Source organism: Bradyrhizobium sp. CCGB01 (assembly GCF_024199795.1).
Classification (GTDB): Bacteria; Pseudomonadota; Alphaproteobacteria; order Rhizobiales; family Xanthobacteraceae; genus Bradyrhizobium.
Genome location: NZ_JANADK010000001.1, coordinates 6,433,621 through 6,459,982 on the forward strand (window position 1 = coordinate 6,433,621; position 26,362 = coordinate 6,459,982).

General features: G+C 66.4%; 19 protein-coding genes and 2 pseudogenes. 6 read left to right on the plus strand and 15 right to left on the minus strand.

The window, feature by feature from the left end:
* Positions 1 to 84: 84 nt before the first annotated feature.
* Complete coding sequence (locus NLM25_RS30115; protein WP_254139399.1) at positions 85 to 690, minus strand: DUF2147 domain-containing protein; 606 nt, start codon at positions 688 to 690, stop codon at positions 85 to 87.
* Positions 691 to 798: 108 nt separating this feature from the next.
* Positions 799 to 1,827, minus strand: a complete 1,029-nt coding sequence (locus tag NLM25_RS30120) for an NAD(P)/FAD-dependent oxidoreductase (RefSeq protein ID WP_254139400.1) — start codon at positions 1,825 to 1,827, stop codon at positions 799 to 801.
* A 181-nt stretch (positions 1,828 to 2,008) separates the two neighbouring features.
* Between NLM25_RS30120 and NLM25_RS30125 the strand changes: the two genes are divergently transcribed.
* Positions 2,009 to 2,476 (plus strand): thioesterase family protein, encoded by a 468-nt coding sequence (locus NLM25_RS30125; RefSeq protein ID WP_254139401.1) that lies wholly within the window; start codon positions 2,009 to 2,011, stop codon positions 2,474 to 2,476.
* A gap of 15 nt (positions 2,477 to 2,491) precedes the next feature.
* On the opposite strand, the gene NLM25_RS30130 is transcribed toward NLM25_RS30125, so the two are convergent.
* Positions 2,492 to 2,812, minus strand: a complete 321-nt coding sequence (locus tag NLM25_RS30130) for a 2Fe-2S iron-sulfur cluster-binding protein (protein ID WP_254121330.1) — start codon at positions 2,810 to 2,812, stop codon at positions 2,492 to 2,494.
* 165 nt (positions 2,813 to 2,977) lie between these two features.
* Positions 2,978 to 3,352, minus strand: coding sequence for an Hpt domain-containing protein (locus tag NLM25_RS30135; RefSeq protein ID WP_254139402.1), 375 nt, complete (start codon positions 3,350 to 3,352; stop codon positions 2,978 to 2,980).
* Positions 3,353 to 3,749: 397 nt separating this feature from the next.
* Here NLM25_RS30135 and NLM25_RS30140 point away from each other — a divergent pair, with 397 nt between their 5' ends.
* Positions 3,750 to 9,458: a negative regulator of septation ring formation gene (locus tag NLM25_RS30140; protein ID WP_254139403.1), complete on the plus strand. Its 5,709-nt coding sequence runs from the start codon at positions 3,750 to 3,752 to the stop codon at positions 9,456 to 9,458.
* A 72-nt stretch (positions 9,459 to 9,530) separates the two neighbouring features.
* On the opposite strand, the gene NLM25_RS30145 is transcribed toward NLM25_RS30140, so the two are convergent.
* From NLM25_RS30145 to NLM25_RS30175, 7 genes are all read right to left on the minus strand, one after another.
* Positions 9,531 to 10,184: a response regulator transcription factor gene (locus NLM25_RS30145; protein WP_254141290.1), complete on the minus strand. Its 654-nt coding sequence runs from the start codon at positions 10,182 to 10,184 to the stop codon at positions 9,531 to 9,533.
* Positions 10,181 to 13,729: a PAS domain-containing hybrid sensor histidine kinase/response regulator gene (locus NLM25_RS30150; RefSeq protein WP_254139404.1), complete on the minus strand. Its 3,549-nt coding sequence runs from the start codon at positions 13,727 to 13,729 to the stop codon at positions 10,181 to 10,183. Before NLM25_RS30150 ends, NLM25_RS30145 begins: the two co-directional genes overlap by 4 nt.
* A gap of 147 nt (positions 13,730 to 13,876) precedes the next feature.
* Positions 13,877 to 15,367 (minus strand): monocarboxylate uptake permease MctP, encoded by a 1,491-nt coding sequence (mctP, locus tag NLM25_RS30155; RefSeq protein ID WP_254139405.1) that lies wholly within the window; start codon positions 15,365 to 15,367, stop codon positions 13,877 to 13,879.
* On the minus strand, positions 15,357 to 15,494 hold the full coding sequence (locus tag NLM25_RS30160; protein WP_254124483.1) for a DUF3311 domain-containing protein: 138 nt from the start codon (positions 15,492 to 15,494) through the stop codon (positions 15,357 to 15,359). The genes mctP and NLM25_RS30160 overlap by 11 nt, the downstream gene beginning before the upstream one ends.
* Before the next feature lie 296 nt (positions 15,495 to 15,790).
* Positions 15,791 to 16,669, minus strand: coding sequence for an MlaD family protein (locus NLM25_RS30165; protein WP_254139406.1), 879 nt, complete (start codon positions 16,667 to 16,669; stop codon positions 15,791 to 15,793).
* 16 nt (positions 16,670 to 16,685) lie between these two features.
* Positions 16,686 to 17,456: an ABC transporter ATP-binding protein gene (locus tag NLM25_RS30170; protein ID WP_254121336.1), complete on the minus strand. Its 771-nt coding sequence runs from the start codon at positions 17,454 to 17,456 to the stop codon at positions 16,686 to 16,688.
* A 2-nt stretch (positions 17,457 to 17,458) separates the two neighbouring features.
* Entirely contained in the window at positions 17,459 to 18,592 is a 1,134-nt protein-coding gene (locus tag NLM25_RS30175; protein ID WP_254139407.1) for an ABC transporter permease, read from the minus strand.
* A 134-nt stretch (positions 18,593 to 18,726) separates the two neighbouring features.
* Between NLM25_RS30175 and dgcA the strand changes: the two genes are divergently transcribed.
* Positions 18,727 to 19,722: an N-acetyl-D-Glu racemase DgcA gene (dgcA, locus tag NLM25_RS30180; RefSeq protein WP_254139408.1), complete on the plus strand. Its 996-nt coding sequence runs from the start codon at positions 18,727 to 18,729 to the stop codon at positions 19,720 to 19,722.
* Here dgcA and NLM25_RS30185 read toward each other — a convergent pair.
* Positions 19,692 to 20,886, minus strand: a pseudogene (locus tag NLM25_RS30185) (MFS transporter). The gene dgcA and the pseudogene NLM25_RS30185 overlap by 31 nt on opposite strands.
* A 75-nt stretch (positions 20,887 to 20,961) precedes the next feature.
* On the opposite strand from NLM25_RS30185, the gene NLM25_RS30190 reads away from it, so the two are divergent.
* A complete protein-coding gene (locus NLM25_RS30190; protein ID WP_254139409.1) occupies positions 20,962 to 22,347 on the plus strand; it encodes a hypothetical protein in 1,386 nt (461 codons plus the stop codon).
* Between the two features lie 179 nt (positions 22,348 to 22,526).
* On the opposite strand, the gene NLM25_RS30195 is transcribed toward NLM25_RS30190, so the two are convergent.
* Both NLM25_RS30195 and NLM25_RS30200 read right to left on the minus strand, forming a co-directional pair.
* Positions 22,527 to 22,886, minus strand: coding sequence for a hypothetical protein (locus NLM25_RS30195; protein ID WP_254121341.1), 360 nt, complete (start codon positions 22,884 to 22,886; stop codon positions 22,527 to 22,529).
* A 222-nt stretch (positions 22,887 to 23,108) separates the two neighbouring features.
* Entirely contained in the window at positions 23,109 to 23,372 is a 264-nt protein-coding gene (locus tag NLM25_RS30200; protein WP_254139410.1) for a PepSY domain-containing protein, read from the minus strand.
* 232 nt (positions 23,373 to 23,604) lie between these two features.
* Between NLM25_RS30200 and NLM25_RS30205 the strand changes: the two genes are divergently transcribed.
* Together NLM25_RS30205 and NLM25_RS30210 are read left to right on the plus strand one after the other, a co-directional pair.
* Positions 23,605 to 23,988, plus strand: a complete 384-nt coding sequence (locus NLM25_RS30205) for a VOC family protein (protein ID WP_254139411.1) — start codon at positions 23,605 to 23,607, stop codon at positions 23,986 to 23,988.
* 121 nt (positions 23,989 to 24,109) lie between these two features.
* The gene (locus tag NLM25_RS30210; RefSeq protein ID WP_254139412.1) at positions 24,110 to 25,798 is read left to right on the plus strand and encodes a Na/Pi cotransporter family protein; all 1,689 of its coding nucleotides are present in this window, start codon (positions 24,110 to 24,112) and stop codon (positions 25,796 to 25,798) included.
* Between the two features lie 60 nt (positions 25,799 to 25,858).
* Here the strand turns inward: NLM25_RS30210 and NLM25_RS30215 are convergent.
* Positions 25,859 to 26,298: pseudogene (locus tag NLM25_RS30215) on the minus strand (RbsD/FucU family protein).
* Positions 26,299 to 26,362: the final 64 nt, after the last annotated feature.

The window sequence follows — 26,362 nt, forward strand, 5'->3', positions numbered from 1 at the left end:
TAGCCCGGGTGAGCGCAGCAACACCCGGGAAAGGCCCCGCATATCGCTTCGCTTATGCGGGCTACAAGAGCACGCGGGAACGGCCTATTGCTTCGGGGCCGGCGCCATCATCGCGCCGCCCCTTTTCGCCGGCGCGGGCGCGGGCTTCGTCGCCGCGGTCGCCTGCGCGGGCAGATACTTCGCGACGATCGCGGGATCGACCTGGGCGATGTTCGCGTCGGGCAGACGCGTCCAGGTCTCGTCCTTGCCGAACAGGGAAATGCCGAGGAAGCCGCGCATGGTCAGGGTCTGGCCATCGGGGCTCACCGACATCTTGGCCTTCCAGATGTTGCCGTCGCGCGGATTGACCACGTTGCCGCCGTCATACTTCAAGCCCTCGCGCTTCATGTCGCGGATGAAGGAGAGCCCGAGCACCGGCTGGTTCTTGCGATCGTCCGTGCATTTCGCGCAGACCTCGTTCGGATCGTCGCCGGGGCGCGGGAAGGTCTTTGCGATCACGCCTTCGAAGATGCCGTTGTGGTCGACGAAGAGAAACCACCCCACGGTCTTGCCGTCTTCGACCTTCTGCCAGAGACCCGCGGCGGTTGGCTGTTGCGCCTGCGCGGCAGCCGGCCTCGCCGCGCCAAGCGTCAGTGCGAGACCGAGCGCGAGGAGCGAGAACAGCCGAAAGCTGGAAAAAAGATTCCGCATTATGATCACCTTGCTAAGCCGCCACTGCAATGGCCGCAGACTACGGCGATTTCGCGAACGGTTCCAGCACCAGGAACATGGGGCTTCGCCTGCCCGCACCCGGTGCCGTCAGTTGACACCGAGCTTCTTTTGCAGGCTGGAGGACGAGGTCGTGTACTGGAACACGAGCCGCTTCTCCGGATAGACGTAACGATGGGCTTTTTGCGACATCAGCGCGCCCTCGTGGAAGCCGCACAGGATCAGCTTGATCTTGCCGGGATAGGTGTTGATGTCGCCGATCGCGAAGATACCGGGGACGTTGGTCTCGAACGCGGACGTCTCGACCGGCACCAGATTGTTCTCCAGCGCAATGCCCCAGTTCGCGACGGGACCGAGCTTCATCGTCAACCCGAAGAACGGCAGCATCGTGTCGCAGGAAATGTCGCTCACGCTGTTGTCGTTGCCCTTGACGGTGGCGCCGGTCAGCTGGCCCTCGGCGCCGGAGAGCGCAGTGACCTGCCCGAGCCGCAGATCCATCTTGCCGTCGGCCACCAGCGCGCGCATCTGCTCGACGCTGTGGGGCGCGGCGCGAAAATCGTCGCGCCGGTGCAGCAGCGTGATGCGCTTGGCGAGCGGATGCAGGTTGAGCGTCCAGTCGAGCGCGGAATCGCCGCCGCCGACGATCAGCACGCTCTTGTCGCGGAACGTCTCCATCTTGCGCACGGCGTAGTGCACCGAGGTGCCTTCATAGGCTTCGATGCCCGGCACCGGCGGACGCTTGGGCTGGAACGAGCCGCCGCCGGCCGCGATCACCACCACCTTGCACTCGAACACCTTGCCGGCGTCGGTGGTGCAGCGAAACAAGGGATCGCCGATCTTCTCCACCGTCTCCACCATCTCGCCGAGATGGAAGGTCGGATGGAACGGCTTGATCTGTTCCATCAGCGCGTCGGTGAGGCCCTGGCCCGACACCTGCGGAATGCCGGGAATATCGTAGATCGGCTTTTCCGGATAGAGCTCGGCGCACTGGCCGCCGACCTTGTCGAGGATGTCGATGAAATGCGCCTTCATGTCGAGAAGGCCAAGCTCGAAGGCGGCGAACAGACCGCAGGGGCCGGCGCCAATAATCAGCACATCGGTTTTGATCACGTCGCTCATGTCGTCTCTTTATCGATCGTTATCGGTTGGACGGCGCCCGGGGGCAGAGGTGACCCTGCCTGTCTAGCCAACGGGGATGGATCAGGGAAGGCATAAAAGCGGTAGCGCCCCGCAGCCGCGCCCACTTGCCGGGCCAGGATAACTGGGCTGTAACGGGATGCGATATGACGGAGATCAATCGGTGAACGCACCAAGCCGCCTCGATACGACGCCGCGCCTGGAGGACTATCCCTATCGCCTCGGCGACAACGTCCGCTTCGGCGACCTCGATCCGAACCAGCACGTCAACAACGCGGTCTACGCCACCTATTTCGAGACCGGCCGTGTCACGCTGATGAAGAGCCCGGAATACGGCCTGACCCCGCCGGGACTCGCCTGGATCATGGTGCGGCTCGACATCCATTTCCGCGCCGAGCTGCACTGGCCGAACACGATCGAGCTCGGCCTCGGCGTCGTGAAACTGGGACGGACGTCAGTGACCTTCGAGCAGGTCGTGTTTTCGCAGGGAAAGTGCATCGCCTCGGCGATGTCGGTCGGCGTTATGCTCGACGAGGCGACGCGGCGGCCGGCACCGCTCACCGCTGAGATCATCGGGAAGCTCAGACCCTGGCACAAGCGCGGCATCGAGGTCGCGCCGCCGCGCATCTAGTCCATCGAGGGACGATCAGGCCTGCCGTTCCGGCGTCCCCACGATGAGCCCGTCGAGCTCGTCGGAGACCTTGATCTGGCAGGACAGCCGCGAGTTCGGGCGCACGTCGAAACCGAAGTCGAGCATGTCCTCTTCCATCGGCGTCGGGCTGCCGACCTTCTCGCGCCAGACTTCGTCGACATAGACATGGCAGGTTGCGCAAGCACAGGCGCCGCCGCATTCGGCTTCGATGCCGGGAATGCTGTTGCGGATGGCGGCTTCCATCACGGTCGCGCCGTTCTCGACTTCCACCGTACGGGTTTCGCCCTTGTGGTCGACAAAGTTAATCTTGGCCATGTGTGCTCGTGCTGCCGCGATGTTGCGAATGAAGGAGGGTCCGGGCTGTCCTATAACGGGTCGATCCGCCCGGCGCCATAGCGTTTTGATGCGACGTGAATCCCGCTTTGCGGGAAGAAAACGCGTCAAAACAAAAGACTAGAGCACGGTTCTGACCCTGTCGCCCTAGGGCTTCAGAATCGCCGCGATGGCGGCACGGGCCTCGGTCACCGCCTCTTTCAGCGCGGCGAAGGCGTGGGGCCTGCCATGGCCGGTCTGGATCGCGGTCTCCAGGCTGGCTGCGGCATCCGCCACCGCGAAGGCGCCGATTCCGCGCGCCGAGCCCTTGAGCTTGTGGGCGAGCGCGCCGGCATCCGTCGGCAGGGCTGCCATCGCCGCGACCAGGCGGACCGCCTGCTCGGCGAACATCGCGAGCACTTCCTGTTCCAGTTCAGGGTCGCCGAGCGTCATGCGCGAGAGGTGATCGAGGTCGAGCGGGCTGTCGATGGGTGCAAGCGGGGGCGAAGGCATCCAGTCCATCCGTTGCAGTTCAGGCGTCATGGCGCAGGCCCCGGCATCGCGCGGTGTCCGCCGGTCCGGCGGTCAGGTTCCCTCCACGGAAGCATGGAAATGGTTAACGAAGTGTTTGGGCTGTTTTACACAAATCCGCCCGTTTATTGACGAAAAGTTGCCGCAATCCGGCGAGTCCGGTGGAGAATTGCATTTATTGCTAAGGCGTTACGCCGCGATCCTGTTAACGATGATTAAGATTGTCTTAATCGCGGGCATTTCATTCGCGACGCTCTGCCAATAGGATGTTGCGGAAATTGGCGGACAAGCCGTCCGGGTGGGGACGGCTCGGAAATCCGCGCAAGCGGCATGATCCGGTCTGTGGGCTTGCGCAAGCGCGCAGAGCTCGCGGGGGGACGCGTACAAGTAACAAGGGCTCGGACTGAACATGGCGAACACTCCGAAGAAGGTCAAAGACCCCACAGAAGTTGCGCTTTCTGCGATCCAGGAAGCCCTGAACATCAGCGACACGGCCGCGGACACCAGCCGCAACGCCTCGATGCGCAACGAAACGTCGCCGCCGGTGCCCCCGCCGCCCCCGATCTTCGACGAGCCGAGCTTCGAGCCACGTCCTGCCGCCAACGAACGGGCGGTGTTCGATCCGATCGAGGAGCCGCGCACCTCGCGCCGCGCCGCCAATGACGACCGCGAGACCATCGGCCAGTTGCTCCAGGCGCTTCAGAAGGGCCGCCCTGCCCGTAGCGTCTACACCTTCGCCACCATCTTCGCCGGCGTCTGGCTCGCGGCGTGCGCCGCGCTCACCGTCGGCTTCCTGCCCTCGATCCAGGCCGCCATGGGCCAGAGCGGCGGCGTGCTCGTCATTGCCGGCCTGATCGCGATGTTCTTCGCGCCGATCATGCTGTTCTACTTCCTGGCGAGCCTGGTCTGGCGCGGCCAGGAAATGCGCATGATCGCGCAGGCGATGGCACAGGTCGCGATCCGCTTCTCCGAGCCGGAAGGCTCGGCGTCCGATTCCATGGTCACCGTCGGCCAGGCCATCCGCCGCGAGGTCGCGGCGATGGGCGACGGCATCGAGCGCGCCATCGCGCGCGCCGGCGAGCTCGAGACGCTGGTCGCCAACGAGGTTGCGGCGCTCGAACGCGCCTATTCCGACAACGAAGTGCGCATCCGCGCCCTGCTCCAGGACATCGCGCATCAGCGTGACAATCTGGTCGGCCAGGCCGAGCAGGTCCGCAGCGCCATCTCCGGCGTGCAGATCGATTTGCGCCACGACATCGCGCTAATCTCGGACGCGATCGCCTCGCGCGTCGACGAGGTCGCCAAGTCCATCACCGGCGCGCTGGAAGAGCGCGGCGCCCACATCACGGGTGCACTGAGCAACGCCGGCGACAATATGATCCTCGCGCTCGGCGAGCGCGGCGGCGACCTGCTCGACCGCCTCGAGGAGGCCAGCAACGAGACCACGCGCGCCGTGCTCGACGCCAGCGAGCGGCTGACCACCAGCCTCAACTTCAAGACCGGCCACGTCCACGACGAGTTCGTCGACCTCGCCGACCGCGTCCACGAGATGCTGAACGAGCGTATCGACCGCATCACCGGCGAGTTCGAGCAGCGCTCCGCCGCGATCGTCGACGGCATCTCCGAGCGCACCGAGCTGGTGCACGACTCGCTGAAGAATTCGTCGGACTCGCTGCTGCTCGAGCTCGAGCTGCGCTCCAACGACCTCTCCGCCAAGATCGACGACGCCGGCAACCGCCTCGCCGGCCACATCATGACCTCCGGCGACAAGGCGAGCGAGGCGCTCGACGCCACCGTCAACACGCTCGTCGCCAAGGTCGTCAGCCAGACCGAGACCGCGCACGACTCGCTGTCGCTCCAGATGAGCGCGTTCGACGAGCTGGTGAAGAACCAGGGCACCGAGCTGGTCGAGAAGTTCGCCCGCGACTCCGGCACGCTCGGCGCGCTGATCACCCGCCACATCTCCGAGTTCGACCGCACCGTGAAGACGTTCGGCGGCGAGATCGTCGATCGCATGGGCCAGCGTACCCAGGACATCCACGAGTCGCTGAAGACCTATGTCGACAATTTCGACACCCGCTTCACCTCGAACGGCGGGGCGATCACGGCCGTGCTCGACCAGCGCCTGGTGCAGTTCGAGACCACGGTCGGCGAACGCGTCAACAACCTCGACTCCTCGCTGAGCGGCAAGATCGCCAGCCTCGACGGCACGATCGAAGGCCACATCAGGACCTTCGACGACCAGCTTGTCGGCCGCGTCGCGGCGCTCGAACAGTCGTTCGACACCCGCGCCAAGTCCGTGACGGAAACCATCGACGGGCGCCTCAACGTGCTCGCCTCGTCGCTGACCGACGGTGCCGCGCAGGCGATCCAGTCGATCGACTCCCGCCTCACCCACCTCACGACGTCGCTCACCGACGGTGCATCGCAGGCCATCGAGACGATCGATACGCGCCTCAACCATCTCACGAGCTCGCTCACCGATGGCGCATCGCAGACCATCCAGTCGATCGATACGCGGCTGACGCACCTCACGACGACGCTCACGGGCGGCGCCTCGCAGGCGCTCGAATCCATCGACTCTCGCCTCACCTACCTGACGAGCGCGGTGACGAACGGCGCCTCGCAGGCCGTGCAGTCGATCGACACCCGCCTCACCCTCCTGACCTCGACGCTCACGGACGGCACCGCGCAGGCGATCGAGGCGGTAGATCGCCGCATCACCGGCGTCGCCGATCTCATCGACGGCCGCAGCACGCATCTGACCGACACGGTCACGGCGCGCTTCCAGGACATCCACCAGGCCATCGAGACCAAGGTCGGCTCGGTCGCCAACGACATCGACGTGCGCGTGGCGCAGTTCGAGGACCTGCTCGGCTCGCGTGTCGAAGCCGTCGCCGGCCGCATCGAAAGCAGCGGCCGTCAGGCCAGCGAAGACATGATGTCCCGCGCCGAGATGATCTCGACCGCGATCCGCTCGCATGTCGAGGACGCCGAGCGCTCGCTCACCAACCTCGTGGTCAACACCAGCGAGACGATCCAGACCGGTGCGCGTACCGCCCAGCAGTCGCTGATGACGGTCTCCTCCGACGTCAACGCCCAGCTCAAGATGACCTCCTCCGAGGTCGAGCGCGCGCTGACCGCGGTCGGCACCGGTGCTGCGAACTCGATCCTGACCAGCGCCCGCGAGGCGCAGTCGACCCTGGTCGCGGCCTCCGGCGATGCCTCCAACCAGATCAAGTCGCTGTCGGTCGACGTCGAACGCACGCTGTCGGCGGCCGGCTCCGCCACCGCAGCCTCGATCCTGGCCGGCGCCCGCGAGGTGCAGACCACGCTCGTCACGGCGTCCTCGGACGCGGCCACCCACGTCAAGACGCTCACCGCCGACGTGCAGCGTTCGCTGTCGCTGGCCGGCTCCACCACGGCGGAATCGATCACCGCCGGCGCCCGCGATGCGCAGAGCGCGCTGATCGCGGCCTCGACCGAGACCGCCAACCAGATCAAGGCGCTGTCCTCGGACGTGCAGCGCTCGCTCTCGATGGCCGGCACCTCGACCGCCGAGACCATCATGACCGGCGCCCGCGAAGCCCAGAGCACGCTCCTCAACGCGTCCTCGGATGCGGCGAGCCAGGTCAAGTCGCTCGCGGCCGAAGTGCATCGGTCGCTCTCGCAGGTCGGCCAGTCGACCGCCGAGACGATCACGACCAGCGCCCGCGACGCCCAGAGCACCCTGCTCTCCGTCTCGGCCGAACAGACCGGCCAGGTCCGCTCGCTCGCGGCCGAGATGCAGCGCGCGCTGGCGACCGCCGGCGGCGCCACCATCGAGGCGCTGACCAGCGGCGTGCGCGAGGCCCAGGGCACGCTGATCTCCGCCTCGACGGATGCGGCAAGCCAGATCAAGTCGCTGACCACGGACATCGAGCGCACGCTGACCTCGGTCGGCGCCGACACCGCCTCGACCATCCTCAACAGCGCGCGTGAGGCGCAGACCTCGCTGACCTCGACGTCGGCGGATGCCGCCAGCCAGATCCGCACGATCTCGACCGAGATCGAGCGCGCATTGAGCACGGCCACGACCAACGCCACCAACGACATCCAGACCAGCGCGCTCAACGCCCAGAACGCGCTGATCAACGCCTCCAACGAGGCAAGCTCGCGCGTCAAGTCGAGCTCGGCCGACGTCGAGCGTTCGGTGCTCGCCGCCAGCAGCAGCTTCGGCCAAGCCATGACCGGCAAGACCGACGAGATCGTCACCTATGTGCAGCAGCAGGCCGACCGTCTGTCGAACATGATCGACGCCAAGCGCGGCGCGCTCGTCGACGCGATCGGCTCGAAGACCAGCCAGCTCACGCTCGACATCGACCGCGTCACCTCGGACGCGCTGAAGTCGATCGAGACGCGCGGCCACGCGTTCTCGCAGACGATGATGGGCAACGGCTCCGAAGTCGCCCGCACCATCAACGCGGCGAGCGAGATTGCCACCGGCGCGGTCGGCAAGTCGCTCAAGGACCTCGAACAGGCCTCGCGCACGGCGATCGACCAGTCGCGCCAGGTCTCGATCGCGGCCGTCACCGAGATGCAGGAGACCAGCAAGATCCTGCGCACCGACACGGTGGCCCTGTTCGAGCGTCTGCGCGAAGGCAACATCCTCCTCCAGGAGGTGCTGACCGGTGCGCACGACAACCTCAACTCGCTCGAGCGGGCGCTGGTGACGCGCGTCGCCGACTTCGTCTCGGCAATGAACGACGTCACCTCGCGCAACGGCGCGGCGACGCAGAACCTGGAAGACCAGCTCAACGTCTTCAATACGAAGACCACGCGGGCGCTGCAGGATCTCGGCGAGCTGTCGACCCAGTTCGACGCGCACGGCAAGGCCCTCGTCGAGGCCGCGCAGGTTGTCGAGCTGAGCAACAAGAACACCACCGCTTCCCTCGCCGAACGCAAGCAGGCGCTGGAATCGCTCGTCACCACCATCGACCTGCGTACGACCGACCTCGACCAGCGCCTGTCGCGCTTCACCGGCCTGCTCGATGAATCGCTGGCGGCCGCCGAGGAGCGCGCCCGCGACATCGCCCGCGTCGTCGCGGAGACCGCCGGCGCAGGTTCGGCCGCGATCACCCGCCAGTTCGAGGCGGTGCGCGCGGCGTCCGAGGAGGAGCACCGCCAGACCATCGAGGCCATGCACGACATCTACCGCCAGACCACGGACGAGGCGGATACGATGTTCAAGCAGTCGACCGAGAAGTTCACCAACCTCGTCTCCAGCATGAAGCAGATGGCGTTCGAGATGCACAACGAGCTCGAAGCCACCCGCAACGAGCTGCGCCGCGGCGTGCTCGAGATGCCCCAGGAGGCCGCCGAGAGCACTGCGCAGATGCGCAAGGTGATCGTCGACCAGATCGAGGCCCTCGCCGAGCTCAACCGCATCGTGGCCCAGCACGGCCGCGGCCTCGACGTCTCCACGGCGGGCCGCGCCGGCGCACAGCGCCAGGAAGAGCCGATGCTGGCGGCCGTCGGCACGCGCAACGCCGAGACGCGCGTGCGCGACAACGGCAGCGCCTCGACGCTGCCGCCGCCGGACCTCGGCCTGCCGGCCGCCTCGCGCCGCACCGAAGCGCCGCCGGTCGCGCCGGCGGGCAACGACCAGGGCCGCGACGGCTGGCTGTCGGACCTCCTCAACCGCACGGACGCCAACCAGGGTGCGCCGACCGGTCGTGAGGCTCCCCGTGGCCGCGCCACACCCGCGCAGCAGCCGCAGCCGCAGGCCCCACAGGCCAGCAGCAATCCGCTGGAATCGCTGTCGCTCGACATCGGCCGGCTGATGGACCGCAACCTCGCGGCCGAGATGTGGGACCGCTACCAGCGCGGCGAGAACAAGGCGTTCACCAAGCGCCTGTACACGCCCGCCGGCCAGAAGGCCTTTGACGAGGTCGCCCGCAAGTACCGCGCCGACCGCAACTTCAAAGGCACCGTCGACCGCTACGTCGCCGAGTTCGAACGCCTGCTCGACGAAGTCGCCCGCGACGGCCGCGGTCCGCAGGAGCTGCGCAACCACCTGACCTCGGAGACGGGTCTGGTCTACACGCTGCTCGCGCATGCGGCCGGACGGCTCGGCTAAGCGGCAAGGCTCGCAAACAGCACAGTGAAAACGGAGGCCTCGCGGCCTCCGTTTTGTTTTCGCGGCAGGAGCTCACGCCCCGCCGGGTTGGCCGAATGCCAGCCGCTCGGCCAGGACCGCGGCCTGGGTGCGCGAACCGACGCCAAGCTTGCGCAGAATCGTCGAGACATGGCCCTTCACGGTCTGCTCGGCGATGTCGAGCTCGCCCGCGATCTGCTTGTTGAGCTTGCCGTCGACGATCATTGCGAGAATGCGCAGCTGCTGCGCGGACAGCGAGGCCATTCGCCCCGCGAGCTCGACATCGGCGCTCTGAATCGAGCCGCGGCCGCCGACATTGGGCGGCATCCAGATCTCGCCGGCGAGGATTTTCATGATCGCATCCGCCATCTCGGACAGGCCGAGCGATTTCGGGATGTAGCCGGATGCGCCGTAGGCGACGGCGCGGCGGATCGTGGCGGCGTCCTGCCGCGCGGAGATGATCGCCACCGGCACCGTCGGGAATTGCGCCGACAGGATGAACAGCGCGGCGAACCCCTGGATGCCCGGCATGGTCAGATCCCAGAGGATCAGGTCGATCTCGTCGGACTGGGCCGTCAGGACGGCGATGGCCTCGTCCAGCGACTGGCAGGCGACGATGTCGAGATCTGGCAGCACGCTCGACAACGCGCTCCGCAACGCGGCCTGTACCAGCGGATGATCGTCGCCGATCAGGATGCGCATCGTCAGGGAGCCTCCAGTTTAGTCCCGAACTGCCGGCTCAGGGCTTCGCCGCCGAGGAAGCGCCGCAGAGCTGCCGGCTTGACCGGCTTCGACAGGATCTCGCAGCCGCGCGCCCTCGCCTCCTTGCGCACCGTCTCGCTGCGATCGCCGGTGACGACCAGCGCGCGGACGGCGCGACCTGACTTCTGCCTGAGATCGTCGAGAAAGTCCAAGCCGCTGCGGCCGCCATCGAGATGGTAGTCGAGCAACACGACGTCGGGCGGACTGGCCGTGGCTGCAGCCATCGCCTCGGCGGTATTTGCCGCGACCAGCACGCGATGCCCCCAGCCGCCGAGCAGCGCCGTCAGGCCCTTGAGGATCGTTGCATCATTGTCGAGACACAGGATCGTCAACGGCCGTTCCGCCGCCGCGGGCGCTGCAGTCGCGCGATTGCGCTGAAGCGGCCTGCCCGGCCCGCGCGCAAGCGGCACCGTGACGGCAAAGCACGACCCGTGCCCAGGGCGCGAACGGACGTCGACGGGATGGTCCAGCAGCCGCGACACACGATCGACGATGGCGAGCCCCAGGCCCAATCCCTTCTCCGACCCGGGCGTGAGACGCTGGAACTCTTCGAATATGCGTGACTGGTCCCCCGCCGCGATCCCGACGCCGGTATCCCAGACCTCGATGCGCAGCTCGTCGCCGCGCCGCCGGCAGCCGAGCAGGATGCGTCCCTCGGGCGTGTAGCGGAGCGCGTTGGACAGCAGGTTCTGCAAGATGCGGCGCAGCAAATGCGGATCGCTGCGCACGGCGAGGCGGCAATCGACGACGCGGAGGACGAGCCCGCGCTCGTGCGCCATCGCCGAGAACTCGACGTTCAGCTGCACGAGCAGATCGGCGATCGGAAAGTCGAAGGCCTCGGCGCGAACGGCGCCGGCATCGTAGGAGGAGATGTCGAGCAGCCTGTCCAGCACGTGCTCGGTCGAGCGTAGCGCCGCAATCGCGCTGCTCGCCAAGGTGCGCTCCTTGTCGGCATCGCCGGCTCGCGACGAGGCCTGCAGCAGGCTCTCGTCGAGCGCGGACAGAAACAGACGGGCCGCGTTCAGCGGTTGCAGCAGATCGTGGCTGGCCGCCGCCAGGAAGCGGGTCTTGCCGAGATTGGCCTGCTCGGCCTCCGCCTTCGCCTGCTCGAGCGCCTCGGTCCGCTCGCGGACACGCAGCTCGAGCCCCTCATTGGCGCGCCGCAGGGCTTCCGCGGCACGGTGACGCTCGGTGACGTCGGTGTAGGTCGAGACGTAGCCGCCCTCGGCAACGCGGTCGTAGACGATCTCGAGCACCGTGCCGTCCGGCCGCTTGCGCTCGTACAGATAGGGCCAGCGCTGCGTGGCGACGTCACGATTGACCAGGAGCGCGGCGAATTCGGACGCGGCATATTCACCGCGCTCGACGTTGAAGGCGATGAGCTCCGCCAGTGGAAGCCCCACGCGAACGAAATCCGGCGGCAGGTCCAGGAGCGCGATGAACCGGCCGTTCCATGCCGTGATGTTGAAATCCGCATCGAATGCGCAAATGCCCTGCGGCACGCTCTCCAGCGTGCTCTGCAGGAGGCTGCGGTTGAAGCGCAACGCCTCCGAGGCTTCATCGAGCATCGCCATCGCCGCCCGCCGCGACAGCGAGTGCCCTTCCAGCGACGCCGCGATCACCACGCGCGCCGATGCCGCACCGATCGCGCCGGCAAGCAGGTTCTCGGTGAACCGGATCGAGTCGAGATCGACGAGCCCCGACGGATCGAGTCGCGGCCCGGTGCCGGCGATGCGAGCCGCGAGATAGCCGTCGAAGGCCGCCACGCCGCGCTCCGCGCCGACAAACCGCAGCGCCAGCGCGCGGAGATCGTCGAGCCGGACCACCACGCGGGAGGACAGTTTCGGAATGGACTCGCGGACCACACCATCGGCAAAAGCCGCGGCCTGGTTGCGCTCGACGGTGGATTGCCGCCCCAGCGCCGAGAACATGAGGAAACAGACGAGGTTGGCGCCGAGGCTCCAGAGCGTGGCGTGCGAGATCGGATCGATCCCTCCGAGGCCGAGCAGCGCGTTCGGCCTGAGCCAGGCGAGCTGCCACGGGCCTTGGCGAACGATCTCCTCGATCGCGGGCCAGAGTGGCGCCGCCGAGGGCAGCAGCAGCGTATAAGCCCAGACGAAAAACCCGACTGCGATCCCGATCGAGGCGCCGGTCTTGTTGGCGCGCGGCCAGAACAGCCCTCCGACGAACGCCGGACCGAATTGCGCGACCGCGACGAACGATAGAAGTCCGATCACGGTGAGCGGATAGGACTGGTTGACCAGGCGGTGCATCAGATAGGCGAGCAGCAGGATGCCGAGTATCGAGAGCCGCCGCACGGCCACCAACACCGACGTCATCGGCCGGCTCTGCGCACGCAGGCCGAAGAAGCGCGACCGCAGCAGCAGCGGCATGATGACGTCGTTGCAGAGCATGGTGCTGAGCGCGACGGAGGTCATGATCACCATGCCGGTAGCGGCCGACAGCCCGCCCAGGAAGGCGATCAGGCTGACGGTGCTCGCGTCCGCCGCGATCGGCAGCGAGATGACGTAGGTGTCGGGGTCCATCATCGCGCCGAACCGGTCGAGACCGGCCGCGGCGATCGGCAGGATCAGCAGGCTGAACAGCGCAAGATACGCAGGATAGAGCCACGCTGCGGTGCGCGTGTGGCTCGGGCTCTCGTTCTCGACGACGGCGACGTGAAATGCCTGCGGCAGGCAGAGGAAGGCGATCGCCGAGATGATGATCGTCGAGGGCCAAACCGGCTGCGTCGGATCGAAGGCGAGAATGCCGGCCAATTGCGGATCCGATTGGAACTGCGACAGCAGGGCGGCCGGCCCGCGCGAGAGGCCGAACAGCACGAACAGCGCAACGATCAGGAATGCGACCAGCTTGACGACGCTCTCGAAGGCGATCGCGAGCATCAGGCCGCGATGATGCTCGCTGGCATGGACATGCCGGACGCCGAACACGATCGCGAACAGCGCCATCGATGCCGCGACGCCGAACGCCGAATCCTGCCAGAACCGCAATGCCTCGCCTCCGGCACGCTCGGGCTGGAGGATCAGATAGTCGAAGCTCTTGCCGACCGCCTTGAGCTGAAGCGCGATGTAGGGCAGCACGCCAAGCAGCGATGCGAGCGTCACGAAGGCGGCGAGCACCTGACTCTTGCCGTAGCGCGCGGCGATGAAGTCCGAAATCGAGGTGACGTTCTGCGCCTTCGCGATCGCGATCACCTTGGAGAGGAGCGGCTGGCCGAACAGCAGGACCAGGGTCGGGCCGATATAGATCGTGGCGAAGTCCAGTCCGCTGGTGGCGGCCCGCCCGACCGATCCGTAGAAGCTCCACGAGGTGTTGTAGACCGCAAGCGTCAGGCAATAGCTGATCGCGGCCGCCCAGGAATTTGGCGAGACCAGCGGGCCACCGGCGCTCCGTCGATCGCCCCACCAGGCGACCAGGAACAGCGTGGTCACATAGCCGGCTGCGACCGCGAGAACGAACCACGCCTGCAAGACATCCTCACCCGAAACCGTCCGATCCGCCCGCGACGAGCGGCTCCGGAGCGCGGGCGGATACTAGAACGTTTTCAATCGCATGGAAGGCTATTCATTGCGGAGAAGACCGGCGGCCGGATCTCCGGCCGCCGGTGGCGCATCATCTCAGGCCGCCTCGCGGGACAGCCGTTCCTGGGGCATGCGCTTGAGCACCAGGTTGACCGCGACGGCAACCACGATGTTGAGCGCGAGCGCCAGCAGGCCGGTGTAGATGGCAACCGGGCCCATGCCGTAGTCGACGCTGTGCAGCGGCTTCAGCCCGTCCGACCAGGCGAGCCACGATCCGCCTGCAAGGCCGACGGCCCAGCCGGCCAGCAGCGCTGTGCTCGAGAACCAGTTCAGATAGAGGCCGAACACCAGCGCCGGCAGGGTCTGGAGGATCCAGAGTCCTCCGAGCAGCTGCAGGTCGAGCGCGAACTGCGTCGGCATCAGCAGGATGGCGAGCAGTGCGCCGACCTTCACCAGCATGGAGGTGATCTTGGCGACCTTCGCCTCACCCGCCGGCGTCACCTTCGGGTCGACCCACACCTTCCAGAAGTTGCGGGTGAACAAGTTGGCCGCGCCGATGCTCATGACGGCGGCGGGCACCAGCGCGCCGATCGCGATCGCGGCGAAGGCGAAGCCCGCGAACCAGCTCGGGAACAGCATCTTGAACAGCTCGGGCACGACGTCGTTGTTGCTCGCGAGCTTCAACCCCGCCGCATGGCCCATGTAGCCAAGCAGCGCGAGCAGACCGAGCAGCAGCGTGTAGGCCGGCAGCAGCATCGCATTCTTGCGAATGGTGTTGCCACCCGAGGACGCGAAGATGCCGGTCAGCGTGTGCGGGTACATGAAGGCGGCGAGCGCCGAGCCCAACGCCAGCGAGGCATAGGGCACGATCTGCGCCGGCGACAGCAGGATCCCGCCAGAACCCTTTGCGGCGAATGCCGCATCCGCCGCGGTGAAGATCGCGCCGTAGCCGCCAAGCCTGGACGGCACGATCGCGATCGCGGCGATCACCACGATGTAGATCATGATGTCCTTGACGAAGGCGATCAGCGCCGGTGCGCGCAGGCCCGACGAATAGGTGTAGAGCGCGAGCACCAGGAAGGCGAGAACGAGCGGCACTTCGCCGTGAAGGCCGAGCGCCTTGATCGCGACCTCCATGCCGATCAGCTGGAGCGCGATGTAGGGCATCGTCGCCAGCACGCCGGTGGCCGCGACCGCGAGCTCGAGACCGCGCGATCCGTAGGCGCCGCGTACCACGTCACCCGCGGTGACATAGCCGCGTTCCTTGGCGACCTTCCACAGCACCGGCATCACCGCGAACACGAAGGGGTAGACGATGATGGTGTAGGGAAGCGCGAAGAATCCGTAGGCGCCGACCGCATAGACCAGCGCAGGAACGGCGATCACCGTATAGGCAGTGTAGAAATCGCCGCCGACCAGGAACCAGGTGATCCAGGTCCCGAACTTGCGGCCGCCGAGGCCCCACTCGTCGAGATGGGCGAGCGTCTCCGGCTTGCGCCACCGCGAGGCGACGAAGCCCATGCCGGTGACGAGGATGAACAAGGCGAGGAATACGGCGAACGCCGCGCTATCGACGTTAGTCAACATGGCGCACGCTCCTGTAGACGATGTAGGTGAGGAGCGAGGTCAGCGGCACCCAGGCGAGCTGATACCAGTAGAAGAACGGGAAGCCGAACAGATAGGGCTCCCGGACATTGTAGAACGGCACGATCATCAGGCCGATGAACGGCAACAGCAGCAACAGACGTATCACGCTCTCCTCCCCTGTGAGTGAAGTCGACGCGCTTTTTCGTGAGCGCGACTTGAGCGCGATATAGCTGACAAGCAGGGCCAGCCCCTCCCCCTACCTTGGCTCGGCCAGACCCCCATACTTTCGTATCGCCGCAGCGCGCGGCGCACGCTGTCATTTGCGAGGAGCAAAGCGACGAAGCAATCCGGACTGCCTCGACGGAGACAATCTGGATTGCTTCGCTACGCGCGCAATGACAGGGGTGAGACCGGTGGCGGCGCCTACTGCCGGCGGCGCTCGTTCGAAGGCGCAGGCTTCGGCGGCTCGGGCGCCGGAGCCGGTTGCGCACTGCTGTTGCTGGCGCCGAACAGCACGCGGGTCGGGTTGCGGTCGAAATTGTTCACGGCGCGGCTGATGTCGCCCAGCGTACGGCGGCCATCGGTCATCAATGCGCCGGAGCGCTTGTCGAAATCGTCGGCCAGTTCTCGGATCGACTTCACCGCCTGGAACAGCTCGCCGCCGTCCTTGCCGCCGGCGAGCGTGTTGAGGCCGAGCATGAGGCTGTCGGCCTTGAGCATCACGCCGTCGACCTTGGCCATCACGCCGTCGATCTTCTCGGAATTGCGCGCGAGCGAGTTGGTGAAGGTCTCGAGATTCTTCAGCGAGTTCTTCACCGACTCCTGATTGTCGGCCACGATCTTGTTGATGTTCTGGAGCGTGCCGCGGATCGCCTCGGTGACGTCCTGCAGCTTGTTTGGATCGGCGGTCAGCGTCGGGATGCCGTCCTCGTCGAGCGCCGGCGGGGGCGCGGCCTCCTCGCCGCCCTTGAGCGAAATCGCGGCAACGCCGGTCAGGCCCTGGAATTCGAGGCCAACCAGGGTGTCCTTGCGGATCGGAGCGTTGTTCTCGACCATGGCGAGTGCGACAACCCGCCGCGGGTTGTCCAGCTTCACCGAGACCACCTCACCTACCCTGATACCGTTGAAGTTGACGCTGCCGCCGTTGCGCAGGCCCGCCGCCGGGCCTTCGAACACGACGCGCAGGGGGCTGCGCTGCTTGGTGGTGTGCAGTGACTGGAACCACAGCACGAAGCCGATCGCCGCGGCGATCACCGCCAGCGTGAACGATCCAATCAATACGTAATTCGCCCGCGTTTCCATCAGCTACTCCGGCACCTCAGCCCATGACCGCGCGGGCGCGCTTGCCATGGAAATACTGCCTCAGCCAGGGATGCTGCGAGGCCTGCATGTCGGCAATCGACCCTGCCGCAATGATCTTACCGTTCCCTAAAACGGCGATGCGGTCACAAGCCGTGTAAAGGCTGTCGAGGTCGTGGGTTACCATGAAAACGGTCAGGCCCAAAGTACGCTGGAGCGTCCTGACCAGTTCGTCGAAATCGCCGGCGCCGATCGGGTCCAGGCCCGAGGTCGGCTCGTCGAGGAACACGAGATCGGGATCGAGCGAGAGCGCGCGCGCCAGCGCCACGCGCTTGATCATGCCGCCCGACAGTTCGGAAGGGAAGCGATCGGCGACTTCCGGCTTGAGCCCGACCATGGTGAGCTTGGCCAGGGTGATCTCGTCCATCAGCCGCTGCGACACGCGCAGATATTCGCGCATCGGAAACTGGATGTTCTGCCGCACGGTCAGTGAGGAGAACAACGCGCCCTGCTGAAACAGCACGCCCCAGCGGCGCTCGACGTTGCGGCGCTGCGAGGTGCTGGAGGAATCGAGGTCGACGCCGAACACCTCGATGGAGCCCGCGACCTTCGGCACGAGGCCGATGATGGTGCGCGTCAACACCGACTTGCCCGCGCCCGATGGGCCGACAAATCCCAAAATCTCGCCGCGCTTGACGTCGAGGTTGAGGCCGTCGAGCACGCGCGTCGCGCCGAACTGCACCGTGATGTCGCGGACGCGGATGATCGGATCTTGAATCTCGCCAGCCATCGTCACATCCCGATCGAGGCGAAGAAGATGGCGAACACGCCGTCCATGACGATGACGAAGAAGATGCCCTTCACCACGGATGCCGTGGTGTGCTGCCCGAGCGATTCCGCGCTGCCCTGCACGGCGAGCCCCTCGACGCAGGCGACGATGCCGATCACCGCGGCCATGACGGGTGCCTTTACGATGCCGACGATGAAATGGTCGATCGAGATGGCGTCGCGCAGGCGCAACAGGAAGGCTTCGGGATCGACGCCGCCATAGAGCCAGGCGACGAGACCGCCGCCGTAGAGCGCGGCCATGGCGCCGAGGAAGGCCAGGATCGGCAGCGCCAGCACCAGCGCCAGCATGCGCGGCAGCACCAGGACCTCGATCGGGTCGAAACCCATGGTGCGCAGCGCGTCGATCTCCTCGCGCATCTTCATCGAGCCGAGCTCGGCGGTATAGGCGCTGCCCGAGCGGCCCGCGACCATGATGGCGACCAGCAACACGCCGATCTCGCGCAGCACCAGCACGCCGAGCATGTCGACGACGAAGATGTCGGCGCCGAACCTGCGGAAATGAAAAATGCCCTGCTGCGCGATGATGCAGCCGATCAGGAACGTGATCAGCACGATGATCGGCACCGCGCGCCAGCAGACCTGCTCCATGTGATGCACGGTCGAGGTCAAGCGGAACGAGCGCGGGTGGATCAAGACGCGAAAACCCGCCGCGAGCACCGCGCCGAGCATGTCGACGAGGCCCGCAACCGTGCCGGCGACGCCTGCCACGGTCCGGCCGATCTGCTCCAGCATGCCGGTGATGGTGACCGTGCTGCTGTCGACGACCGGCGTCGCCCTGACCCGCCGAACCTCGTCGACGAGGCTGGAATAATTGGCGGACAGCCCTGCGATCTGCGCTTCGACAGGCCCTTGCGTCAGGCTGCGGCGCAGCCGCTCGATCAGCCAGGCGCCGAAGGTGTCGAGCTTGGCGACTTCGGAGACGTCGATGAAGATGCTTTGCGAACCGCCGGCGAGCTTCTCGGCGTCAGCCACCATCCGCTCCAGGACCGGCGCGAAGCTCGCGGTCCAGGTTCCGGTGGCGCAGAGTGCCAGCGCGTTGCCCTTGGCAATCCGTTCCAGCTTCGGATCGCCGTTCAAGATGTCCGCTCCCGTATCAGGGCGGAGAAAATCACATGGTTGCGCACGCGCCCTTACCCGAAGAAGGTATCCCCAACTGGTTAATGTTAGTTGCTAGAGGTAACTAGCAGGTTCAGATTTCGCCAGAGTTCAAAATGACTTCCAGCAAAGTTCCGGCCCTCGTCGCACGAATCGAGCGCTTCCCCATCGCCGGCAGTTTTACCATCAGCCGGGGCGCCAAGACCGAGGCCGTGACGGTCGTGGCCGAAGTGAGCCAAAACGGCCTGACCGGCCGCGGCGAGTGCGTGCCCTATCCCCGCTATGGCGAGACGCCCGAGGCGACTTTGGCCGCCATCCAGGCCATGCAGGCGGCCATTGCGGGTGGCCTCTCGCGAGAGGCCCTGCAAGCCGCCATGCCGCCCGGTGCGGCCCGCAACGCGCTGGACTGCGCCCTGATCGACCTCGAGGCCAAGGCGGCCGGCCTGCGGGCCTGGAGCCTCCTCGACCGCCCGGTCCCGGGCGAGCGCACCACCGCCTACACGATTTCGTTAGGGACCCCCGCGGCGATGGCGGCAGCGACCGCCAAGGCCGCGCACCGGCCCCTGCTCAAGATCAAGCTCGGCGGCGACGGCGATCCGGAGCGGATCACGGCGGTGCGCAAGGCCGCCCCCGAATCCGAGCTGATCGTGGATGCCAACGAGGCCTGGACCGAGGCCAATCTGGAGCACAATCTCGCCGCCTGCGACGCCGCCGGCGTCACCCTGGTCGAGCAACCGCTGCCATCAGGCAAGGACGACGCGCTGGCGCGGATCAAGCGGCCGCTCGTGGTCTGCGCCGACGAGAGCGTGCATGACCGCTCATCGCTCGCGCCGCTGCGCGAGCGCTACGACGCCGTCAACATCAAGCTCGACAAGACCGGCGGCCTCACCGAGGCCCTCGCCATGGCCGATGCGGCGCAGGCGCTCGGTTTCGAGATCATGATCGGCTGCATGGTCGCGACCTCGCTGTCGATGGCGCCGGCGATGCTGGTGACGCCGCAGGCGCGCTTTGTCGATCTCGACGGCCCGCTGCTGCTCGCGCGCGACCGCGATCACGCCCTGCGTTATGACGACAGCCTGGTCTATCCGCCGGACTCCTCGCTCTGGGGCTGAGCGATCAGCCGGTGCCGCGCCGACCAGATCACGAGCGCGCCGGCCGCGGCCATCGCCGCCATGACGTAATAGAGGCCATCGCCGATGCGGGCGTAGATCGCGCCTGACGCGATCGAGGTCGCCGCCCCCAGCAGCCCGTTGCACGCGGCATAATAGCCCTGCCCCCGCGCGATCTGATGCGATGGCGCGCTGCACCAGAAGATTCATGGTGCCGACGATCGTCATGCCGAAGGTGAGGCCGTGGCCGAGCTGCACGATCGCGAGCAGCGCCAGCGGCGGCTGGTGCGCGGTGACGATCCAGCGCACCACGGCGCTTAATCCGCCGATTGCGATCAGCGTGGACGGATGCAGCGAGAAGCGCGGCGAGAGCGCGAACACCACGATCTCTGCGATCACGCCCAGCGTCCACAGCCCTGCGATCGTCAGCCCGCCGAAGCCGTGGAGCTGCCAGTTGATGGCCGAGAACGTGTAGTAGGCGACGTGGCTGCCCTGGATCAGCGCCGCCGCCGCGATCACGGCCCAGAACCCGCCATCGCGCAGCAGGGCCTTGCCCGCATGCGTCTCCGTCGTCCTTCGCCTGACATCGTCGAGCGGCTGAAGCAGCAGGCTGGCGGCGACCGCAACGACGGCCCATGCGACGATGATCCAGATCAGGTCGCGCGCCGCGATGCTGTCGACGAGATAGCCGCAGGCGAGCGAGCCGGCAGCGAAAGCCGCCGAGCCCCACAGCCGTAACGGTCCGTAATCAAGCCCGTAGCGGGCGACGCCGCGCAGCGCATAGGCATCGGTCAGCGGGGTCGTCGGCGTCCACATCATGCAGGTCAGCGCATAGATCAGGAACAGTGCCAGCGGCTGCTGCTGCAGGCCGACCGCCGTGAACCCGATCGCCGTCGCCAGCACCGACACCATCATGGCCGCGCGAATGGCGTGTCGCTTCTCGGCAAGGGCGGTGATTTGCGGCAGCGTGGTGAAGCGCGTGATCGCCGGCAGCGCGTTGATGATGCCGATCCACGCCGCGTCGATGCCGATCGCCTTCAGCCAGAGCGGAAAGAACGGCAGATGCGTGCCCGCGACCGCGAAGATCGCCGAATAGAACAGCGCCAGCCTCACGGCGAATCGCCGCTTCACGGTGGCTGGCGTGGGGATTTGTGATTCGGGTGGCATCAAACCAATTGCGATTCGGTCGATATCGTGGTGATCGTTACAGTAACGCGCGGTGATTTGCGCGACGAGATTGATATGGCCAACGAAGCATTCGCCCTCTCGCCCATGTCTGCCCGCGCGGCCGAGCCGAACGAGCAGGATTACGACGCGATCCGCGAAGCCTTCATGGAGACCGCGCGAGGCCGCTGGTTCCTCGGCGAATATGCGAAACGCAACCGCAATGCGGATACCCGCATGGTGCTCGATGCGGTCGCGAAAATCGAAGAAACCCTTGCGGCACAGCGACAACCGCTCGTCGAGGATCGCCTGCCCGAGGCGCTGGTCGAGATTCGCCGCGCCATCCGCGAGGCCGAGACGATCGCGATCGCGGCCTTCGATCCCGCGGCGATCGAGGCGAGCCTCGCGCCGATTCCGCGCGGCGTGCGCATCATCAAGGAGATCTCCTGGCGCTGGCGCGAGATCGGCGCCGACGGGCGAATCTGCGATCTCATTGATTCGCAGCTCGCCTCGATCGAGGCCGCTTGCGGACAATTATCGACCATCGACCCCCGCGTTGAGCTCAAGGCCGCATTCGATTTGCTCAGGGATCGCGTCGAGCAGCTCGATGGTGACGGCGACACAGCGCCGCACGCGGAGACCCGTCTGGCGCCGGCGCCGGTGCAGGAAGCATCGCCGTCCGTCGCCGAAGTTGCGCCTGCCGAGACCGCGCCTGCCGCGATGGCGAGCGAAGCCCCCGTGGCGTTTACGGAGGCGCCGCAGGACATCGCAGCAGCTCCCGAAGCCGCCGTTGAGACCGCGAGCGGCACCGAAGCACTGGCCGTTGCCGAACCGGCAATGGACGTCGCCGTCGCGCCGGAGGTTGTCGCCGACAATCGCGTCGCGCCCGAAGAGGAGATCGCCGAGACAGCCGCGTTCGCGGAGGTGACGGACGAGGTCTCCCGCGATGCCGCCGCCGCGGAAGCCGAGGACGAGGCCATACTCGAGGCCATCGCGCTGGAGATGGCCGCACCCGATCCGGAGTTCGACGAGATCGTCGAGCCGGTCGCGATGGCAGCGGCCATTCCCGAGCCGATGGCCGCGGAGGTCGCAGCCCCGATTGCCGCCGAAATTCCGGAGCCGGTCGCAGCCGCGCCGGCCACTGCACCGATCGTGGAGGAGCCCGCAGAGGAAGCCCCGATCGCGATGGAGTCGCTGGCGCGCCTCACCAACGCGATTGCGGAAGCCGCCGCCGAAGTGATGGAGCAACCGGCCCCGGCGATGGCGGCCGCGGCACCATTCGGCGCAGCACCGACCGCGACACTCCCCATGCCCTCGCCGCTGCCCGCCTCCGTGCCCGAGCCCTCGCTCGGCGCTACCATCCTCGCCAGCGGCATCTTGCAAAAGCCACGCGCGGCCGCGAACGACCCACTCGCACCGATCCGCCGCATGACCCAGGCCGAGAAGATCGCGTTCTTCTCGTAAGGTGCAGTCTCACGCCGCTCACTCTCGTGTCCGGGACAAGCGAGAGCGAGATGTCGAGCACGCTCTCTCCACATCGTCATTGCGAGCGCAGCGAAGCAATCCAGAATCTTTCCGCGGAGAAAGTCTGGATTGCTTCGCTGCGCTCGCAATGACGGATTAGTCGCGGCGCGCTCGCCCGATCACCCGCAATTCCAGACCGCGCCGATCGGCGTGCGCGTCCAGCACGGACCAAAACTGCCGCCATTGTAGCGGCCGCCGCCGAAGCCGGGCCTGCCGAAATAGCGCCATTCGCCGTCCCAGCCGTAATATTGCGGAACGGGGTCGATGTACCAATGGCGCCGGTCGGCGCGCGACAGGCGGCGCATCGCCTCTTTCTGCTTGTAGAGCGGAATGCTGTTGCTGAGCGGCTGGCGATAGCCCGGCAGGAAGCCGTAACCGCGCCAGACGGACGCTGGCCGTTTCTTGATGGACTCCGCCGGCGCGGTGGCCGGCAGCAGCGACAGGATGATAGCAACAGATAGACACAGGACTCGCGACATGCACCAACCATAGACAGTCGGTTGCAAGATGACCATTCAAATTCGAGTGCAGAGTTCATCGCAACCGATGCCAGCGGCTTCTTGCAGATCTGCAAGGTGATCCGAGAGCTCGGTCCCTTCGATCACGCCTGACGCCGTCCCGGTCCCCTGCGTCGTCGCCCACAGGCATCATTGCGAGGACCGGGCCGGGAAACCCGGCGCAGCCAGTCATCGACCGCCGGACTAATCGTCGTGTTTTTCAGAGATCACTACGCCCGTTTTCGGGTCTGCGTGAAACTCCATCTTCTGGCCGTTTTTGATCCCCTCTCCTTCCCAATGACCGTCGTCAGCCTCAAGCTTGGTGACTTGAGTGTAGCCCGATTGCAGGAGTTTCGACTTGACCTGCTCCATCGGCATCCAGTCTGGCCCAGGCTGATCGGCCCTGGCCATGCTCACCGGTGTCGTCATCAACGATCCGAGAAGTACAAGTACCGCCGCGTTCTTCATGGGCAAGCTCCCTTCCATGAGGGCTAAACCGTAGGTGCGCGAGAACGTTCCGTGGAGGACAATTTCTGCCGCAAGCCGGATGGGCGGGCAAGTGGGAGCCGATTGACCGAACCTCGGCTAACTCATTCCAGCTTCCGATGGCTCAAATAGGGGCAATCGCGTTAGGCTGTACGATGCCAGGCCCGTAACCGCGAAATGCTGCGCGGACAACCGCTTATTCCGGAGCGAGCGAATGCCCCAAACTCCGCCGGTCGGCGCCTTCGCCATCATTCCGAGCAACGACCTTGCCGCTGCCATACCGTTCTGGGAGCGTCTTGGCTTCACGCGCGCAGGCGGTGACGCCAACTACGTCATCATGAGGGGTTGGGGATGCGAGGTGCATCTCACGCAAGCCGGCGACGGCCCGTGGCAAGTGCCCGAGCACAATCCCTTCGGCGTCTTCATTCGCACGCCCGACGTCGAGGCCATCGCCGCGCGCGTCGACGATCTGATCATCCGGCCGGGCGGCGTGCTGCGCCACCGCGAATGGGGTCTCTACGAGGTCGGGATCAATGGACCGGACGGTCTTCTCGTCCGGATCGGCTGGCCTTCCGATCTGATGACCTCGCGCGGCTGACGATGCCCCTCCCGAGTGGGGTGATGTCAGACGATCGCGTAACAATTGATCCGACCCATCGGGGCTTTGTTGCTGTACTGTCTGCTTCGCTATTCGTGGTGCATTGTCGCGAGGAGCATGCATGTCCACGGCGATCTCGACGCTCGGCGGGGTAGGTCTCTTCCTGCTCGGCATGACCGTGATGACGGAGGGCCTGAAGACGCTGGCCGGTTCCGCGCTGCGCGGGGTGCTCGGCAAGGCGGCGTCGACGCCGCTGCTTGGCTCAATTTGGGGAGCCATCGTCACGCTGCTGGTGCAGTCCTCCAGCGCAACGACGATGACGACGATCGGTCTTGTCAGCGCCGGCCTGCTGACGTTCCAGCAAGGGTTGAGCCTGGTCTTCGGCGCGAATATCGGCACCACGGGGACCGGCTGGTTGGTCGCGCTGATCGGCGTCCGTGTCTCGCTCACGGCCGCGGCGTTGCCGATGATCTTCGTCGGCGCGTTGACCAAGCTTCTCGGCCGAGGGCGAGTTTCCGGCGCCGGTGCCGCGCTCGCAGGATTTGGACTCGTGCTGTTCGGGCTGACGACCCTGCAGCAGGGCATGGGCGGGCTGGCGGAACGTTTGCACCCGGCGGACCTGCCCGCGGTCCTCGGCAGTCCCGGGACGTCATGGTGGTCGGGCCTGCTCGGCGTACTGGCGCTGGTGGTGATCGGATTGGTCATGACAGCGCTGATGCAATCGTCGACGGCCGCCATCGCAGTCACCTTGTCCGGCTATTTCGCGGGCGCAGTCGGGTTGGACCAGGCCTGCGCGTTGATCATCGGCCAGAACATCGGAACGGCGACGAGTTCCGCGCTCGCCGCGATCGGCGCGAGCGCCACCGCGAAGCGGTTGGCCATCGCCTACGTCCTTTTCAAGCTGATCGCCGCACTCATCGCGCTGATAGCTTTTCCCATCGTCACGCCCTTGCTGCAGCGCGCCTCGGACACGATCGACGGCGTCACGCTGCTCGCCGGATACCACACGGCCTTCAACGTCGTCGGCGTCGCGGTCCTGCTCCCGCTGATCAACCCGTTCACGCGGCTGGTCGAACGAATTTTGCCCGAGCGCGGCTCGCCGCTGACGCGATGTCTCGATCCTTCGGCGCTCGAGACCCCGATTGTGGCGGTGGAGGCGGTACGGCGCACGATCGCGCGCGTGGTCCTGACGGTGTGCGGCTCGGTCGAGGGGAAACTGGCGGCCCGCGCCGGACCGATACGCCTGGGAAAGGACGCCGTCTCCGTGCCGGAAGCGGCCGATGCCGTGCGCAAGGCGCAAATATTCCTGTCGGATGTGGCCGGACCACCCGATACCGACGACGAGCAACGCCGTCTCACGAGCACGCTGCACGCACTGGACCACGCTGCTCGACTGACGGACCTCGCAAATGGAGCAAACAATTTCGGCTCGGTGGCAGGCGGACCGGAGGACATCCGCGCCGGAGAGCTATGTGCCGAGGTCATGCGGTGCGCCGCCGCAATTGCGCGCGGCGTCGCGGCGCCGCCCCGCGTCGATGGATCGACGCACTTCGCGTCCGCCTCGCATGCCGGCGACATCTTGGCTGGTCCGCGCGCGGACCCGCCCGACGAGGCCATCGCCGAGTTCGAGCGTTGTACGACACAACTCCGTGAAATGCTGCGCGCCCACCGCAGCGCGACGCTCGGTGCGGTGGCCAATGGAACACTGACCGCCGAGACTGCCCTCCTTCGCGTCGAGGCGGTTCGAAACTTCGAGGCGTTGTCGCAGCACGCATGGCGTTCGGCGATCCATCTCATCGGTCGCGGCTAGAGCATGATCATGCTCAAGCAACAAAAGCGCGATGACGATGCATCCAGATCTCATCGCGCTCTAGATCACGCCCTTCCTGATCAGGAAGCATCCATAGCCCCTGCTGCCCCGACCTGCACGACACCAAAGCCCGCCGCGGCCGCGCGATAGAAATCCGGCCGCGCGAGCTTGCCGGGCGCGACGGTGTGGCCAACGGCGCGCTCGATCTCCGACAGCACGGCGCGCTGCACGTCGGGCACGCGGTCGGGATCGTCGACCGGCGCCATCACGCGCACCGGATCAGGATCGAAATCGTCGAGCGGGTAGACCGACATGATGGCGCGGACGGCCACCTCCATGCTCATGCCCGGCAGCTGGATCAGGCGCTGCGACGTGGTGCTCTGCGCAATGCGGGCCGCGGGATGATTGGCGTCGACGAAAACGAGGTCATCGCCATGGCCCATCGAGGCCAGGAGCCAGAGCAGGTCGGGCGTGAGGATCGGATCGATCGATTTCAGCATGTGACGGAACTTCCCCAATAAGCATGTCCTGCGCCGGAAAACCGGTCCGGCCGGCAAGCGGCCA

Bases quoted from the DNA above. Each gene is read 5' to 3' on its own strand.
- mctP (WP_254139405.1), bottom strand. From the start codon at position 15,367: ATGTTGACTAACGTCGATAGCGCGGCGTTCGCCGTATTCCTCGCCTTG.
- NLM25_RS30170 (WP_254121336.1), bottom strand. From the start codon at position 17,456: ATGGCTGGCGAGATTCAAGATCCGATCATCCGCGTCCGCGACATCACG.
- NLM25_RS30130 (WP_254121330.1), bottom strand. From the start codon at position 2,812: ATGGCCAAGATTAACTTTGTCGACCACAAGGGCGAAACCCGTACGGTG.
- NLM25_RS30135 (WP_254139402.1), bottom strand. From the start codon at position 3,352: ATGACGCCTGAACTGCAACGGATGGACTGGATGCCTTCGCCCCCGCTT.
- NLM25_RS30140 (WP_254139403.1), top strand. From the start codon at position 3,750: ATGGCGAACACTCCGAAGAAGGTCAAAGACCCCACAGAAGTTGCGCTT.
- NLM25_RS30195 (WP_254121341.1), bottom strand. From the start codon at position 22,886: ATGTCGCGAGTCCTGTGTCTATCTGTTGCTATCATCCTGTCGCTGCTG.
- NLM25_RS30115 (WP_254139399.1), bottom strand. From the start codon at position 690: ATGCGGAATCTTTTTTCCAGCTTTCGGCTGTTCTCGCTCCTCGCGCTC.
- dgcA (WP_254139408.1), top strand. From the start codon at position 18,727: ATGACTTCCAGCAAAGTTCCGGCCCTCGTCGCACGAATCGAGCGCTTC.
- NLM25_RS30165 (WP_254139406.1), bottom strand. From the start codon at position 16,669: ATGGAAACGCGGGCGAATTACGTATTGATTGGATCGTTCACGCTGGCG.
- NLM25_RS30190 (WP_254139409.1), top strand. From the start codon at position 20,962: ATGGCCAACGAAGCATTCGCCCTCTCGCCCATGTCTGCCCGCGCGGCC.
- NLM25_RS30120 (WP_254139400.1), bottom strand. From the start codon at position 1,827: ATGAGCGACGTGATCAAAACCGATGTGCTGATTATTGGCGCCGGCCCC.
- NLM25_RS30210 (WP_254139412.1), top strand. From the start codon at position 24,110: ATGTCCACGGCGATCTCGACGCTCGGCGGGGTAGGTCTCTTCCTGCTC.
- NLM25_RS30200 (WP_254139410.1), bottom strand. From the start codon at position 23,372: ATGAAGAACGCGGCGGTACTTGTACTTCTCGGATCGTTGATGACGACA.
- NLM25_RS30160 (WP_254124483.1), bottom strand. From the start codon at position 15,494: ATGATCGTGCCGTTCTACAATGTCCGGGAGCCCTATCTGTTCGGCTTC.
- NLM25_RS30205 (WP_254139411.1), top strand. From the start codon at position 23,605: ATGCCCCAAACTCCGCCGGTCGGCGCCTTCGCCATCATTCCGAGCAAC.